General features: G+C 33.2%; 14 protein-coding genes. 1 reads left to right on the forward strand and 13 read right to left on the reverse strand.

The annotated features are described in order from the left end of the window. The first annotated feature begins 58 nt into the window (after nucleotides 1–58). Nucleotides 59–532, forward strand: a complete 474-nt coding sequence (locus C7J89_RS09265; RefSeq protein WP_061854788.1) for a glutathione peroxidase — start codon at nucleotides 59–61, stop codon at nucleotides 530–532. Nucleotides 533–646: 114 nt separating this feature from the next. Here the strand turns inward: C7J89_RS09265 and hfq are convergent, their stop codons facing one another. From hfq to C7J89_RS09330, 13 genes are all read right to left on the reverse strand, one after another. Beyond that, nucleotides 647–856, reverse strand: a complete 210-nt coding sequence (gene hfq, locus C7J89_RS09270) for an RNA chaperone Hfq (protein WP_061854789.1) — start codon at nucleotides 854–856, stop codon at nucleotides 647–649. Between the two features lie 4 nt (nucleotides 857–860). Beyond that, the gene (gene miaA, locus C7J89_RS09275) at nucleotides 861–1,805 is read right to left on the reverse strand and encodes a tRNA (adenosine(37)-N6)-dimethylallyltransferase MiaA (protein WP_103295237.1); all 945 of its coding nucleotides are present in this window, start codon (nucleotides 1,803–1,805) and stop codon (nucleotides 861–863) included. A gap of 5 nt (nucleotides 1,806–1,810) precedes the next feature. Further along, nucleotides 1,811–2,752: an alpha/beta hydrolase gene (locus tag C7J89_RS09280; protein ID WP_061854790.1), complete on the reverse strand. Its 942-nt coding sequence runs from the start codon at nucleotides 2,750–2,752 to the stop codon at nucleotides 1,811–1,813. A gap of 284 nt (nucleotides 2,753–3,036) precedes the next feature. Further along, a complete protein-coding gene (locus tag C7J89_RS09285; protein ID WP_061854791.1) occupies nucleotides 3,037–4,710 on the reverse strand; it encodes a glycerol-3-phosphate dehydrogenase/oxidase in 1,674 nt (557 codons plus the stop codon). A gap of 142 nt (nucleotides 4,711–4,852) precedes the next feature. Then, the gene (glpK, locus tag C7J89_RS09290) at nucleotides 4,853–6,355 is read right to left on the reverse strand and encodes a glycerol kinase GlpK (protein ID WP_106884408.1); all 1,503 of its coding nucleotides are present in this window, start codon (nucleotides 6,353–6,355) and stop codon (nucleotides 4,853–4,855) included. 154 nt (nucleotides 6,356–6,509) lie between these two features. After that, nucleotides 6,510–7,328 (reverse strand): MIP/aquaporin family protein, encoded by an 819-nt coding sequence (locus C7J89_RS09295; RefSeq protein WP_061854793.1) that lies wholly within the window; start codon nucleotides 7,326–7,328, stop codon nucleotides 6,510–6,512. Nucleotides 7,329–7,645: 317 nt separating this feature from the next. Then, entirely contained in the window at nucleotides 7,646–8,179 is a 534-nt protein-coding gene (locus C7J89_RS09300) for a glycerol-3-phosphate responsive antiterminator (RefSeq protein WP_061854794.1), read from the reverse strand. A 12-nt stretch (nucleotides 8,180–8,191) separates the two neighbouring features. Then, nucleotides 8,192–10,105 (reverse strand): DNA mismatch repair endonuclease MutL, encoded by a 1,914-nt coding sequence (gene mutL / locus C7J89_RS09305; RefSeq protein ID WP_103294815.1) that lies wholly within the window; start codon nucleotides 10,103–10,105, stop codon nucleotides 8,192–8,194. A gap of 12 nt (nucleotides 10,106–10,117) precedes the next feature. After that, nucleotides 10,118–12,715, reverse strand: a complete 2,598-nt coding sequence (gene mutS, locus C7J89_RS09310; protein WP_103294814.1) for a DNA mismatch repair protein MutS — start codon at nucleotides 12,713–12,715, stop codon at nucleotides 10,118–10,120. A 259-nt stretch (nucleotides 12,716–12,974) separates the two neighbouring features. Next, entirely contained in the window at nucleotides 12,975–13,466 is a 492-nt protein-coding gene (gene thiW, locus C7J89_RS09315; RefSeq protein ID WP_061854797.1) for an energy coupling factor transporter S component ThiW, read from the reverse strand. Nucleotides 13,467–13,500: 34 nt separating this feature from the next. After that, the gene (locus C7J89_RS09320; protein WP_103294813.1) at nucleotides 13,501–13,866 is read right to left on the reverse strand and encodes a YlbF/YmcA family competence regulator; all 366 of its coding nucleotides are present in this window, start codon (nucleotides 13,864–13,866) and stop codon (nucleotides 13,501–13,503) included. Then, entirely contained in the window at nucleotides 13,866–15,422 is a 1,557-nt protein-coding gene (gene miaB / locus C7J89_RS09325; RefSeq protein ID WP_103294812.1) for a tRNA (N6-isopentenyl adenosine(37)-C2)-methylthiotransferase MiaB, read from the reverse strand. Before miaB ends, C7J89_RS09320 begins: the two co-directional genes overlap by 1 nt. Nucleotides 15,423–15,611: 189 nt before the next feature. Beyond that, complete coding sequence (locus C7J89_RS09330; RefSeq protein ID WP_061854800.1) at nucleotides 15,612–15,908, reverse strand: thiamine-binding protein; 297 nt, start codon at nucleotides 15,906–15,908, stop codon at nucleotides 15,612–15,614. Nucleotides 15,909–16,018 lie beyond the last annotated feature (110 nt).

Below are 16,018 nucleotides of genomic sequence, written 5' to 3' on the forward strand. Positions count from 1 at the left end.
GAATATAAAGACTATCATAGTAAATTATGTTAAATTAATATTAACAGAGGTGATAACAATGAGTATTTATGATATTGCGGTACAAAAGACAAACGGTGAAGAATATACATTAGACACTTATAAAGGAGATGTACTTCTCATCGTTAATACAGCAAGTGAATGTGGATTCACACCACAATTCGAAGGATTACAGCATTTATACGAACAATATAAAGATCAAGGTTTAATGATTCTTGGTTTCCCATGTAACCAATTTGGTGGTCAAGAACCTGGTTCTGGTGAAGAAGCTACGCAAAACTGCAAAATTAATTATGGCGTCTCTTTCCCAATGCATGAAAAAATTGATGTTAAAGGACCAAATCAACATCCATTATTCAAGTATTTAACGGATTCACAAAATGGTTTCCTCAATGAAAAAATTAAATGGAATTTCACAAAATTTTTAGTTGATAGAGAAGGTAATGTTATTAAGCGCTTCTCTCCACAGAAGAAACCGGAACAATTAGAAGAAGATATTAAAGCATTACTTTAATTTACATTTTCAGAAATATAAAAGAGGTTATAACAAAGCTGATTTTATACGTTACGCTAACGTAAGCTATCAGTTAAGTTATAACCTCTTTACTTTGACATTAATATTTTGGGGTTACTCGCTATCGTCGATTGTAAAAGTACTAATTGCATGCTTGTAAATCAAGTGTTGTTTTTCTTGTGAAAACAAGCATACTGTTGACTCATCAAAATCTTCGATTACACCTTTAATTTGAAAGCCATTAATTAAAAAGACAATCACGTTTGTCTTTTCGGCTTTAAAGCGCCCTAGGAATTGGTCTTGGTTGTTGTTCTGTGTAGTCATCTTACTAACTCCTTCTGTTTATTTGGGCGGAAACCTCATCTAAGATTAATGAAAGTGACTTCGTCTCTTTATTTAACCAAATCACGTCCAGTTTATTCTTAAACCAAGTCATTTGGCGTTTTGCATAATTTCGTGAGTGTTGCTTTAGCTTTTCTGAAGCTTGTGCTAACGAAACACTCCCTTTTACTACTGGTACTATCTCTTTATATCCAATAGCTTGCATACTTTGACATGATTCATATCCATGTTCAACGAGCTGTTCTACTTCACTTAATAATCCGTTCTCCAACATTATATCTACGCGTTTATTTATTCTGTCATATAATAGGTCACGCGACATTTCCATCCCTAATAATAATGTATCATAATTTTCTGTGAATTGTTGCATTTTCTTGCGAGAACTTAAAAGTTTTTTTGTTTTTAAATAAAATTGGATTGCGCGTAATACTCTTTTTCGATTATTTGGATGTATTGCTGTTGCTGATTCTGGATCAAACGACTTTAAGTAGTCATGTAATTCTTGATTTGAATAATTTTCAAATTGTTGCATTTTCTCGTCTAACTCTTTGGCTTTATCCTCACTAATCGTCTCATCCTCAAAAGCATAATTGTAAATAAGTGATTGTATATAAAGACCCGTACCGCCTACAATGATAGGTGTTTTACCTTTAGCAGTTATCTTGCTTATTAATGTTTGTGCTCTATTTTTAAAGTCGTATGCCGAAAAAGTATCATCTGGGTTTAAAATATCGATCATATAATGTGGAACGCCATCCATTTCTTCTGTCGATACTTTTGCTGTACCAATATCCATACCTTTATATACTTGCATAGAATCTCCACTAATAATTTCACCATTAATTCGTTTTGCTAATTCAATACTAAATTCAGTTTTCCCCACAGCTGTTGGTCCAACGATAACAACGATGAACGGTTTCTGTTGTTGCAAAATTATCACTCACTTTTCTGTATTCTCTGCGCTCTTAAAATTTGTTTATCAATCCATTCAAACATATGGTGCCATATCGTATCATGTTCTTTTTCCAATAAAATTTCATGGCGTTTATTTTTATATAAATGCACCGTAATATGTTTTACGTTGCCACGTTTAAATAATTTACCAAGTTTGTGGATACCTTTTCCGTAATTACCCAATGGGTCTTCTTTCCCAGAAATCATTAGTATCGGCATATTAGGATTCATCTGAGTTATAAATTTATGCTTACTCGTTTTGACAATATATTTTACAGTTTGATAAATCAATTGATTTGAAACTAAAAATCCTGTTCTTTTATCTTTAATAAATGCTTGAACTTGTGCATCATCTGATGACAGCCAATCACTTTTAGTTTTCAGATGTTCAATTCGTTTATTTAATGATTTATACATTAAATTGTTTACCCAGTTTAATCTTTTACGCTTACCACAAATGAGTGTTATACATTTCAGTGCTACTTGTAACGTATAGCCTACAATTTTCGGATAATAACCTGTACCTGTTAAAATCAATCCGTTAATGGACTGAGGATATTTTTGTGCAAACACTCGTGCGATAATTGACCCCATTGAATGACCAATGACAATATATGGTAGATCTTTATAATTGGCACATAAAGTTTGCGCGATTTCAAATGCATCTTCTGCTACTTGATCAAAATCATCTATATGTCCTATGTTCTTTTCAAGTTCTTCTTCATTATGACCTCTATGATTATGTCGAATGACATCATATCCTTGTTGATTTAAAGCTGCTACCAATTCGTCATATCGTCCCATATGTTCTGCCATGCCATGAAAAATATGCACTACACCGATTGTAGACTTTTTAGCCTTATTTAATTTAACTTCTAACGTTGCACCGTCAGCAACAGTTATTTTTAAATTATTTTGTCCCATGTAGTTTGCCTCCGATCATGACTTTAAAGATTATCTTAATTCCATATACAATGTTATTTACCACAAATAATAAGATTATAGTCACTATAGCATATTTAAAACAATACTATTTTGAACTATGCGTTTGTATATACATTTTATAGAACTTAGTACTCTCATACAACAACCACACTCAAAATTTTATCTTCCCTTATGTAATAAAAAAGTTACTCTAGAAAGGCATATCCAATCTAGAGTAACTTTTAAAAATTAAATTTTTACGAAAAGCGAACTGTGTAACTTTATTATTCTTTAACCGCTGGTTGATTGTTACCAGTTTGTGCTTCGTTGATTGCTTTTTCAAGTTCTTTAGTATATAAATCTTTTTGAACTTCGTTGTAGCCTAATAATTCAGCCATTACGTTGATAACTTTTTCTTTATAGTTTAATACATCTTTGATGTTGAAATAAAGTTTACCAGTACGACGAATTAAGAAGTCTGTTGGTTTAAATACCATTTCATTTTGGATTGAGTAAATAAGTTCAGTATAAATATCAAGAGGTAAGCCACTGTCTTGATTTTTAGCTGTTTGTGCAATTTTGAATAAATCTTCAGCATTTGAACCGTATTTAGAAGCAAAGTGACGTGCATTCTGCTCATCAATTTGGTAAGCTTTCGCATCTTCAACTTTTTGTTCAATGAAGTTTTCAAAGTTTGCACTACCACCTACGTCACCACCAGAAATTTTCAATTCTTTAGTAGCACAAGGTTTGAATTTAAGTTTGTATTCTTCTTTCAAGCGTTTAGCTAGTAAATCAACGATTTCTAGAGCCATGTGACGGTAACCAGTAAGTTTACCACCAGCAATAGTTAGTAAGCCTGATTTACCTTCCCAAACTTCGTCTTTACGAGAAATTTCAGATGGGTCTTTACCTTCTTCTAAGATAAGTGGTCTTACACCAGCCCATGATGATTCGATATCACTGTCTGATACGTTTACATCAGGGAACATATAATTAATTGCATCAATTAAATAATCTCTATCTTCTTGAGTTGCTAATGGTGAAGTTTTGTCGTTGTCGTAGAACGTATCAGTTGTACCAACATAAGCTTTACCTTCACGTGGGATAGCGAAAATCATACGTCCATCTTTTTCAGTATCAAAGTATACTGCTTGGCCTAATGGGAATTTAGATTGGTCGATTACCACATGGATACCTTTTGTTAAACGTAATTGTTTATTATTACGTGCATAGTCACCGCTACGTACTTCATCTACCCATGGGCCACTTGCATTGATAACTTTTTTAGCTTTGATTGGGTAAGTTTCACCATCAAGTTGGTCTTCAACATGAATACCATTTACTTTTTCGTTGTTATCATATGTGAAATGCACAGATTTAGTATGGTTAATGATAGTTGCGCCTTTTTCTTCAGCACGTTTCATAACTTCAATTGTTAAACGCGCATCATCAGTACGGTATTCAACATAAGAACCGCCACCTTTAAGGCCGTCTTTTTTAACTAATGGTTCTTTTTCTAAAGTTTGTTTTTTGTTTAACATTGTTTTACGTTCAGCTTTTTTAACGCCTGCTAAACGATCGTACATAGTTAAACCAATAGCAGTAGTAAATTTACCCATGCTACCACCTTTATGCATTGGTAATAACATACGTTCAGGTGTTGTTACGTGTGGACCATTTTCATAAACGATTGCACGTTCACGACCAGTTTCAGCTACGACACCAACTTGTAGTTGTTTAAGGTAACGTAATCCTCCGTGAACTAATTTAGTAGAACGTGAACTTGTACCTTGGGCAAAGTCTTGCATTTCTACTAATGCCACTTTCATACCGCGGTTACTAGCATCTAAAGCAATACCAGCACCTGTGATACCACCACCGATAATTACAACATCGTAATTATCTTCTTTTAAATTTTTCTTAATCTGTTCTCTTTTTAGTGTAGATAAACTCATAAACTGAGCGCCTCCTATAAATTAAAAAAGTAGAGACCTATCCTATACATATATTATTGTACGAACAGAGTCTCTACTTCTCATGTGTATTATTAACTTACCCACATTGTAGCATAGTTAATTATTAAAAGTCTAATTATATTTATTCTTCGTCTAATTTAAAAACTTGTGTTGCTTCAACAGCTTTTTGCCAGCCTTTATATAATTTCTCACGTTGTTTTTCTTCCATCTTAGGTTCAAATTTTTCTTCAAGTTTCCAACGATTAGCAATTTCATCTTTACTACTCCAGAAACCTACAGCTAAACCTGCTAAGTATGCAGCACCTAATGCAGTTGTTTCATTGATTTCTGGTCTTTCAACACCAACGTTTAATAAGTCAGCTTGGAATTGCATAATAAAGTTATTTTTAACTGCGCCACCATCGACACGTAAGTTATTAACTTCAATTTGAGAGTCACTGTTCATAGCTTCTAGAACGTCACGAGTTTGGTAACATAGTGATTCTAGTGTTGCACGAATAAAGTGTTCTTTTTCAGTACCACGAGTTAGACCAAAGATAGCACCACGAGCTTCGGCATCCCAATATGGTGTACCAAGACCAACGAATGCTGGTACAACGTATACGCCTTCAGATGATTCAACGCGTTCAGCATAGTTTTCAGTTTGTGGTGCAGAGTTAATCATGCGTAAACCATCTCTTAACCATTGAATTGCTGATCCTGAAACGAAGATTGAACCTTCTAGTGCGTAATTGACTTTCCCGTCTAAACCATAAGCAATTGTTGTTAATAAACCATTTTTAGATACTACAGCTTCTTCACCAGTGTTCATTAACATGAAACCACCTGTACCGTAAGTGTTTTTAACATCACCACGGTTGAAACATGCTTGACCAAATAGCGCAGCTTGTTGGTCACCGGCAATACCTGCGATTGGTACTTCATGTCCAAAGAAATGATAATCAATAGTTTTTGCATAAACTTCACTTGATTCTTTAACTTCCGGTAACATACTTTCAGGAATTTCTAGAATATCTAATAATTCTTTATCCCATTCTAAGTCATGGATATTGTAAACTAATGTACGGCTTGCATTAGTGTAATCAGTGATATGCGCTTTTCCACCTGATAATTTCCATACTAACCATGAATCGATTGTACCGAATAATAGATCGCCATTTTCAGCTTTTTCTCTAGCACCATCAACATTATCTAAAATCCATTTAACTTTAGTACCTGCAAAGTAAGGGTCTAATAATAAACCAGTTTTTTCACGGAATTTATCTTCTAAACCTTTATCTTTAAGCTCTTGACAAATACCTTGAGTTTGACGAGATTGCCAAACGATTGCGTGGTAGATTGGTCTGTTTGTTTTCTTATCCCATACGACAGTAGTTTCACGTTGGTTTGTAATACCAATACCTGCAATTTGTTCTGGGCTTATATCGTTTTCGTTAAATACTTCTGCAATGACTGCTAAAACAGAAGTCCAAATTTCGTTAGCATCGTGTTCAACCCAACCAGATTTAGGGAAGAATTGTTTGAATTCACGTTGTGCAACTCCTTTAATCGTACCGTCCTGATTAAATAAAATTGCTCTAGAACTAGTTGTTCCTTGGTCTATAGATAGAATATATTTTTCCATAATAGTCTAACTCCCTTTCTCAATATCATCTCTTATACGTTCAATAACCATTTTAAAGTTAAATAAATCATTATTAAAGATTTTTGCTATAAATTCTTTTTTTCATAATTAAATTAATATTATCCCATTTACTGTAACATGCGCTTTGACTTAATTAATAAATAGATTCAACATCTTTTTGTTTATTGCTTTTGTTCAATACTAAACCTAATACTAATGCAACGATAACTACGATAAGACCAATCACTGATCCAGCATCAAAGTCACCTTTGTAGAATAATCTATAAACTACTGCACCAAGCATACCGCCTGCGATCGGTCCTAAAACTGGAACGATTGCGTATCCCCAATTTGATTTCCCTTTACCAGCGATTGGGAAAATAGCATGTGCAATACGAGGACCAAGGTCACGTGCAGGGTTAATAGCATATCCTGTTGGACCACCTAAACTTAAACCAATTGCAATGATTAAACCACCAACAATTAGTGGGTTTAGACCGTCAGCAATTTTGTTAGTACCGATATATAATAATCCTAAAGTAAGAATCATAGTACCAATAATCTCACTGATAAAGTTTGCAAAGTAGTTTTTAATTGCAGGTGCGGTAGAGAAAACACCTAACTTCGCATCTTGATCTTCTGTAGCTTTCCAATGTGGTAAATACATTAACCATACAAGCATACCACCAAAAATACCGCCTAACATTTGGCAAATTATGTAACCTGGAACCATACCCCAAGCAAGTTGTCCATCCATTGCCATTGCTAAAGTTACTGCTGGATTCAAGTGTGCACCTGAAATATCGCCTACTGCATAGGCACCCATTGATACTGCAAGTCCCCAACCTACTGCGATAACTATCCAGTCAGCTCCAAAGCCGCCTGTTTTTTTCAAATTGACGTTGGCACAAACGCCACCACCAAATAATACTAAAATTGCTGTTCCCAAAAATTCAGCAAAATATACACTCATAGAGATTCCTCCTAAAAAAAGACAAAGAGACTTCTACAAATTAAAGCCAGTTGAACCACCGGTTTTCTCACTTGTAGAAATCTCTCATCTCTGTTCTAATATTAACTTGATTTAATCTTACACTTATATTGTAAGCGTTGTCAACAAATTCGTAAAAATTTTGTCACATTTATTTTTTAAATATGCAATTATTCATGTTATAAATTTTTTATTTTACACGTAAATACTGTGATATATCATATGTTAGCGATAATTAAATTATTTAAGATTACACATGCAAAAGACCGTTAAAGTAATTACTTTAACGGTCAGATATTTTACCATAAGCTACGATCGCTCGAAGTGATATATTTTGCACCAGAATTTATTGCCTGTTTTACTTCATCTTGTTCTTTAATTAAACCACCAGCTATTACCTTAGCATTTGTTTCATCTCCAATAACCTTTATGGCTTTACTAGCTATGCCAGGTAATACTTCGACAAAATCAGGTTCTACTCGGTTGATCAACTCAATACTACGGGTTAGTGCATGGCTATCAATAACAAATACTCTTAGTATTGACGTCGTATTCAACGCCTTAGCTTTTTTAATTACTTTTGTTTTAGTAGAAACAATACCTTTAGGTTTATAATTTTGAATAATATATTCACATGCAAATTCATCATGACTCATCCCTTTAATTAAATCAATATGGATATATGTCTCTAAATTATTTTTGTCTAGTAGCTCCATTATGCTTTTTAAATGTCCGATATGTGTATCTAACAGTACACATTCTTTATAATCCGTGTTAATTAGCTTTTCTAAATCCTTCATTGTTCTAATTGCAGGTAAAATATGTTGTTGCATTGGTTATGCCCCCTACATTATTCGTTTGAATAGTCTTTCTAATTCATAATTACTAAAATTAATTATAATTGGTCTGCCATGAGGACAAGTGAATGGATCTTCAGTTTCTCTTAACTGATCTACTAAATCGGCCATTTCATTATTTTTTAAATAGTGATTGGCTTTAATTGATTTTTTGCAACTCATCATAATTGCCGCTTCTTCGCGAATTTTACTAATGTTAACTTTTTTATGTTCTAATACGTATTCAATCATGTTTTTAATAATGTCTTCGGCTTCGACTTTAGGAAACCAAACGGGATAACTATCAACAATATAATCATGACCACCAAATGGTTCTAATTTCACACCTACTTTAGCTAATTCATCTTTATATTGTTCGATAATCATCAGTTCATCTTTTGAAAAATGAAAAGTTAAAGGTATTAATAGATTTTGTACTTCATTAGAAACGTCGCCTATCTTATCTCTAAAATATTCATATTTAATTCGTTCTTGTGCTGCGTGTTGGTCTATCATAAACATACCATTCTCGTTTTGAGCGATAATATAAGTACCATGAACTTGACCTACAACTTCCATGTAAGGTACACGTCTGGATGGAGAACTCGTTACTTTATCTTTAACTTCATCCTCATCATTAAGCGTATCATCCATCGTATCATTAGTTTCAACATCTGCTAAAACTTCTCTTTGCTGTGCTCTATAACTATCTACGTCTTCTTTTATATTATCAGTTGATGTATGCGTCGTTTGAATGTCATTCTGTTCTTTTGGCTGCTTAGTTTCTTCCACACTATCATATGACTGTGTAGGTTGTTCAGATTGTGTCTGTTGCGTATCTTTACGTTGTTGATCAAATTGAATTTTTTGTTGTTCAAATTGTTCTAAAACTTTATTCTTTTTATTGATTTTATCAATATCATTATGCGGAATTAATATTTTATCTTTAAATGCGTGTTGAATCTTTTCAACTATAAGTTTATATAATTGTTCTTCTTTAGATAATCGTACTTCTAGTTTAGTTGGATGCACATTCACATCTACTAATATAGGGTCCATCGTAATATTAATATAACAAATAGGATAACGACCTATTGTTAATAATGTATGATAACCTTCTAAGATTGCCTTATCCAATATAAAGTTTTTAATATAACGACCATTGATAAAAATAGAAATATAGTGTTTATTACTTCGTGAATGTTCTGGTTTCGCAACAAAACCTTCTAAATGATAGTCACTTGTATCACCAGCTATATGCACTAAATCTTTGGCCACTTTCATACCATATATTTCGGCCATGACTTCATTTGTTCTACCAGAACCATTTGTATGAATAATCGTCTTACCATCAGCTACTAATGAAATACGAATATCTGGATGACTCATGGCCATCCTGTTAATAATATCGGTAATTTTACCCAATTCTGTATATAAACTTTTTATATATTTTAATCTCGCAGGAGTATTATAAAATAGTGATTCGACTCTTATGTCCGTGCCTCGTTTAGCTTTTGCAGGCTTTTTATTTAAAATAGCACCATTTTCGGCATAGATTTCATGTCCTTCTTCATTATCGGTACACGTCTTCAAAGTCACCTTTGCTACAGATGAGATACTTGCTAATGCTTCACCACGGAAACCTAACGTTCTAATATGGAATAAGTCGTCATCATCATCTAATTTACTCGTTGCATGACGATGAAATACTAAATCTAAATCATCTTCACTTATCCCAGTACCATTATCTACAACTCTAATAGAAGCTACACCTGATTCTTCTACTTCTATATTAATTTCGGTTGCTTGTGCATCGATAGCATTTTCTAATAATTCTTTTACTACTGAGCCGGGTCTTTCTACCACTTCACCCGCTGCAATTTTATTTGCTAGTGAGGTTTGTAATTCTTTAATTTTACCCACTAAAGCTCACCTCTATTTCAATTGATTTTGTAATTCACTTAATTTAACCAATGCTTCAATAGGTGTCATATTTGATAAATTCATATTTTTAATGGCTAATTCCGTTTCGCTTTCTGCCGGTTGTTGTTCAAACAAGTCAAAGGCAGCTTGTTCAAATTGATTGCTATTAGAATCCACTTCTTTTTGCTCATCAACTTGCATGTCACCTTCATCTTGTGGTGCCTGTTTAGCAACCGATTGACCAGCATTATGTTGTTCAAATTGTTCTAGTATAATTTGTGCTCTGTCTATTACTTCTTCAGGTAAATGTGCTAATTTCGCTACTTGAATACCATAACTATCATCCACTGCACCATCTTTTACCTTATGCAAGAAGATTAGTTCACCTTTATATTCATTTGCAGCCACATGAACGTTTTTCAAACTTGGTAGTGTTTGATCTAAAGTCGTCAATTCATGATAGTGCGTAGAGAATAACGTTTTGGCTTTTGATGTATGGGCTACATACTCAATCATAGACTGAGCTAATGCCAAGCCATCATAAGTAGAAGTACCACGACCGATTTCATCAAAAATAATTAAGCTATGTTCAGTCGCGTTAGCCAATGCTTTTTGCGCTTCTAACATCTCTACCATAAAAGTACTTTTACCAGACACTAGGTCATCGGCTGCACCAATACGTGTAAAAATTTGGTCGAATATCGGTACCACGGCTGAACTACATGGTACATAAGCGCCCATTTGAGCCATAATACTTATTATCGCTACTTGACGCATATAAGTAGATTTACCTGACATATTTGGTCCAGTAATAAGATAAATAAATGTGTCTTGGTTAAGTTTACAGTCATTAGGCACATAGTCATTGTGATCCATCACTCGTTCTACGACTGGATGACGAGAATCTTGTAATTGCAATGTTTTATCTTGACTGAAAGTTGGTCTAACATAATTATACTTTTGCGCAATTTCCGCAAAACTTTGAAGACAATCAAGTTCCGAAATAATTTTAGCTTGTTGTTGTAGTCTTTCAGTATAAGCCTTAATATGTTCACGTAATTCACTGAATAATTGGTACTCTAACTCAATAGCTTTATCTTCCGCACCAAGAATAATATCTTCTTTTTCTTTTAACTCATCTGTAATAAAACGTTCTGCATTTGATAATGTTTGCTTACGGTTATATCCAAATTGGCTTGGATCGAACCCTTGTAAATTCGCTCTAGTAATTTCAATAAAATAACCAAAGACTTTGTTGAAACTAATTTTTAGTGATTTTATGCCGGTACGTTCCCGTTCTTTACTTTGTAATTCAGCTAACCAAGACTTACCATTTTGTGACGCTTCTAAATATTCATCAAGTTGTTTATTAAATCCTTTTTTAAATAAACCACCATCTTTAACGGAAATTGGTGGTTCTTCCACTATACTATTCTCTAATACAGTCAATAAATCATCCAACGGTTCTAATGCTTCAAAATGAGCAGGCATTTTGTCATCAAAATCGTTAAGTAAAGCTTTAATATTAGGAATTTCCATTATAGAATGTTTGAGTTGGATTAAATCTCGTGCATTAACATTACCGTAACTAACACGTCCTACTAGACGTTCAATATCATATACTTGGTTTAAATATCCACGTAACGTATCTCGTTCAATAAAATGCGCAATAAATTGTTCCACAGTATCTAAACGTGCATCTATTTGCTGTTGATGAATTAATGGACGATCAATCCATTGCTTTAATCTTCGCGCGCCCATTGGCGTTTTCGTTTCATCCATTAACCATAGTAACGTGCCCTTTTTTGATTTTAATCTAATACTTTCGGTTAATTCTAAATTACGCTTAGCGTAAAAATCCATTTTCATAAAGTCGACCGCTTCATATTTTGCAACGGATTCTATATGAGACAAATCTCTTTTTTGCGTATGATGTATATAATCTAATAATAATTGTGTCGCAGTGTACATCGTTTCATCTTCTAACTGATTGACGCCATATTTCATATCCGAAATTGTTTCCGACACAGTTATTGTTTCGGTAGTTAAATTGATTTGTCTTTGTAATTGATCAGGTATTGGCTTATGAACGACAATCTCATTAGGATTAATCGTTGTAATTTCATTAATTAAAGTCGCTTCATCATCAAAATGCGTAGCTTTTAATTCACCGGTAGAAACGTCACAATAACTTAGTGCATAACAATCGTTATTATGAACAAAACTTAAAATATAATTGTTTTGCGTATCGTCTACGCCACCGTGTTCCATTACTGTACCTGGCGTTACGATTCTTACGACTTCTCGTTTCACCATACTTTTTGTTAATTTAGCATCTTCCATTTGCTCGCATATAGCAACTTTATAACCATTATTTATCAGTGTTTCGATATAACTATCTGCTGAATGGTATGGTACACCACACATTGGTATCGGATTTTCTTTCTTGGCATCTCTTTTTGTTAACGTAATTTCTAATACTCTTGATGCTTCTTTTGCATCTTCAAAAAACATTTCATAAAAGTCGCCTAGTCTAAAAAATAATAAACAGTCCTGATATTGTGCTTTAATTTTTAAATATTGTTGCATCATTGGAGTTTCATTTGCCATCTCTATAGTTCACAATCCTTTTTCTTCTATATGTAATAGAATAATATTGATACAGTTTATGTATATATGACATTTTTATTATTCTCTATATATTTAACTCTTAAATTTTAACATAAAAATATCTTGAAACCTATTTATGATAATTTATAATACACCATAATATAAGTAAAAAACACGAGACTTTTAATTAACTTTTCCATAACCTAAACAATCTTAGGAAACTCAAAATTAAATGTTAAAATCTCGTGTCGTCTAATATTTATGATAAGAATTTTTTTAATAATCCTTTACGTTTTAAAATCATTAAGATGATGTAGCTTATAACGGAACCGATAACACTTGAAACTATAAAAGCTAACATTAAAGGTTTAACTACAAAGTTATCTAACCCAATAATCCAAGCCACTGGTATACACATTAAGCTACCAATAATACCTGTACCAATAACTTCTCCAACCGCAGCCATAAAAATATGCTTACGATAATAGTAAAATCCACTTGCAAGTAACACACCGATTATACTTCCAGGAAAGGCAAAGGCGCTACCTGTACCAAAAATTAATCGTAACACCGATGAAATAATAGCTTGTGCCAGTCCGAACCAAGGCCCAACAAAAACGGCACATAATACATTGATTAAATGCTGAACTGGAGCAGCTTTAATTGGTCCTAATGGTATAACTACGATACTACTTAACACAACATTTATAGCTATAAACATCGCTGTTAATGTTAATTTTTTTGTGTTCAACTTAGCTTCACCCTTCCCTCTTACGATTCACAATTTATTTATTGTCGTCATTTTCATGCAATCGATTCAATTGATCAGCCATTGTACTAATCATCATTTGCAATAAATCATTGGCTTCATATTGTAATGCTCTAAATTCTTCAACGATGGGCAGTGCATTGATATCTTGCTCAATCCCACTTATTTTACCTTCTGATTGTTTCAAAGCTTCAGTTTTGCCGTAATTTTGCAGATTAACCGATTGTTTTTGATTACGTTTTAACTCTTTCATACGTGCTTCAATATTAACATTGTTATGAATTTGTTGTTCTACATCATGATAATCACGTACCGTATCAAGTGATTGAATTTTTGCTACAATGTCATCTGCTTCAGCTAAAATATCTTCTTTACTATACACTAATGGGTCACCACAGCTTTATTAGTTTCTTCAATAAAAGTACCATTTAATGAATATTGTTTTGCTTCGTCTATTTTTACTTTTACAATTTTACCAATCATAGACTTAGGTGCTTTAAAGTTTACTAGTTTATTCTTTTCAGTATAACCAGATAATACAGTATCATCTTTTTTACTTGTTCCTTCACAAAGAACATTTACTGTAGCACCTTCATATTGGCTCATTGCTTTTTCTGAATAATAACCGACTTTTTTATTTAATATTTGTAAACGTTCTTTTTTGACGTCTTGCGGCACGTTGTCTTTCATTTTAGCAGCTGGAGTGCCGTCACGTTGTGAATAAATATAAGTATATGCATGTTCAAACTCAACTTCATCATACAACGATAACGTTTCTTCAAATTGTTCTGCCGTTTCATTCGGATAACCAACAATAATATCCGTCGTTAACGCTACGTTAGGAATAGCTTCTTTAATGCTATTAACTAATGCTAAATAACTTTCGCGTGTATATTTACGTCCCATAATTTTTAATACTTGGTTATTACCTGACTGTACTGGTAAATGTATATGAGGGACAATATTGCCACCATTCGCAATCACATCGATCATTCTATCAGTGAAATCCCATGGATGACTTGTTGTAAATCTTACACGAGGAATATCAATTTTTGAAATATCTTCTAATAAATCACCTAAACCGTAGTCAAGCCCGTCGATATCTTTACCGTAGGAATTTACGTTTTGTCCTAGTAAAGTGATTTCCTGATAACCTTGACGTGCCAAGTCTCTCACTTCATCGATAATATCTTCTGGTCGTCTACTACGTTCCTTACCTCTTGTAAACGGCACGATACAGTATGTACAGAATTTATCGCAACCATACATAATATTAACCCACGCTTTAATATTACCAGCTCTTACTTTAGGTAAGTTTTCAATGACATCGCCCTCTTTAGACCACACTTCGACAACCATTGCTTTTGCTAAATACGCTTCTTCTAATATTTGAGGTAAACGATGTATATTATGAGTACCAAAAATCATATCAACGTTTTGATAAGATTTTAAAATTTTGTTAACTACTGATTCTTCTTGTGACATACAACCACAAACACCAATTAGCGTTTCAGGACGTTCTTTCTTAAGATGTTTTAAATTTCCTATTTCACTGAACACTTTATTTTCGGCATTTTCTCTTATTGCACAAGTATTAATTAAAATAACATCAGCTGTATTAATATCGTCAGTGGCTTCAAATCCTAATGCAGATAATATGCCCCCCATAACTTCTGTATCATGTGCATTCATTTGGCAGCCATATGTTTTAATTAGGAAAGTTTTCCCTTTCCCCATATTGCGATATTTTTCTTCTATTTGAAAATCATCATTGTATTTAATTGTTTCTTTACCGCGTTTTTTTGCTTCTTTTAAACTTGGTGGCTGATAAACGTGTTCGAAATACTTACTGTAATCTTTTGTTTCTTTCTTAGCAGCTTTTTTATCACGTTCATCTAATATGTTAATTGAAGTATGCTTTCTCTGCTCTTCATTCACTTTACAAAACCCTTTCTATGTCAAAGCACGAACAACACTTCTCTGTGAAGCGTTGCTTATGGCGTGCTAGTTATATGCCGTAAACCATTATTTTATTATATTAAATTTAATATCAAAGTGCAAAATGAATATAAAATTGAAGTGACTTAATCACAAAGTAGAAAATTGAATTACTCTTGGGGTATGTTGTTAAAATTCGTCATATTTACCAGTTAATGTTTCAATCGTTATCCCTTCAGGTACATGATAAAACTTTACTTGGCTAATCGTGCTTGGTACTTCTAGCTCAACCATACGATCATTTAATTTCTGAATCAAAATAAGACATTCATTCATGTCACCTTGAATTGTAGTTTCTAAAGGTCCCACTCTATATGGTAAACCTGAATCTTGTATTATTTTGATTGCCTCATCTACGTAAGGTATAACATCTTCATTGTTAGGCGTTTTAGGTATAATTTGAATACTCATTAATGTATCATCCATAACAATCGCCCCCTCATTAATTTTATTTAAGTTTAACAAATTAAGCGCTTATGAGATAGTTAAAATCGAGTATTGCTTATTTTTTGCTATTAATTATATAGAATAACAAA

This window comes from Staphylococcus kloosii, from assembly GCF_003019255.1.
In the GTDB taxonomy this organism is placed as follows: Bacteria; Bacillota; Bacilli; order Staphylococcales; family Staphylococcaceae; genus Staphylococcus; species Staphylococcus kloosii.

What these genes read in the sequence shown, in the direction of transcription:
- glpK (WP_106884408.1), bottom strand. Translation starts at nt 6,355, where the DNA reads ATGGAAAAATATATTCTATCTATAGACCAAGGAACAACTAGTTCTAGA.
- mutS (WP_103294814.1), bottom strand. Translation starts at nt 12,715, where the DNA reads ATGGCAAATGAAACTCCAATGATGCAACAATATTTAAAAATTAAAGCA.
- hfq (WP_061854789.1), bottom strand. Translation starts at nt 856, where the DNA reads ATGACTACACAGAACAACAACCAAGACCAATTCCTAGGGCGCTTTAAA.
- C7J89_RS09285 (WP_061854791.1), bottom strand. Translation starts at nt 4,710, where the DNA reads ATGAGTTTATCTACACTAAAAAGAGAACAGATTAAGAAAAATTTAAAA.
- C7J89_RS09265 (WP_061854788.1), top strand. Translation starts at nt 59, where the DNA reads ATGAGTATTTATGATATTGCGGTACAAAAGACAAACGGTGAAGAATAT.
- C7J89_RS09280 (WP_061854790.1), bottom strand. Translation starts at nt 2,752, where the DNA reads ATGGGACAAAATAATTTAAAAATAACTGTTGCTGACGGTGCAACGTTA.
- C7J89_RS09300 (WP_061854794.1), bottom strand. Translation starts at nt 8,179, where the DNA reads ATGCAACAACATATTTTACCTGCAATTAGAACAATGAAGGATTTAGAA.
- C7J89_RS09295 (WP_061854793.1), bottom strand. Translation starts at nt 7,328, where the DNA reads ATGAGTGTATATTTTGCTGAATTTTTGGGAACAGCAATTTTAGTATTA.
- C7J89_RS09330 (WP_061854800.1), bottom strand. Translation starts at nt 15,908, where the DNA reads ATGGATGATACATTAATGAGTATTCAAATTATACCTAAAACGCCTAAC.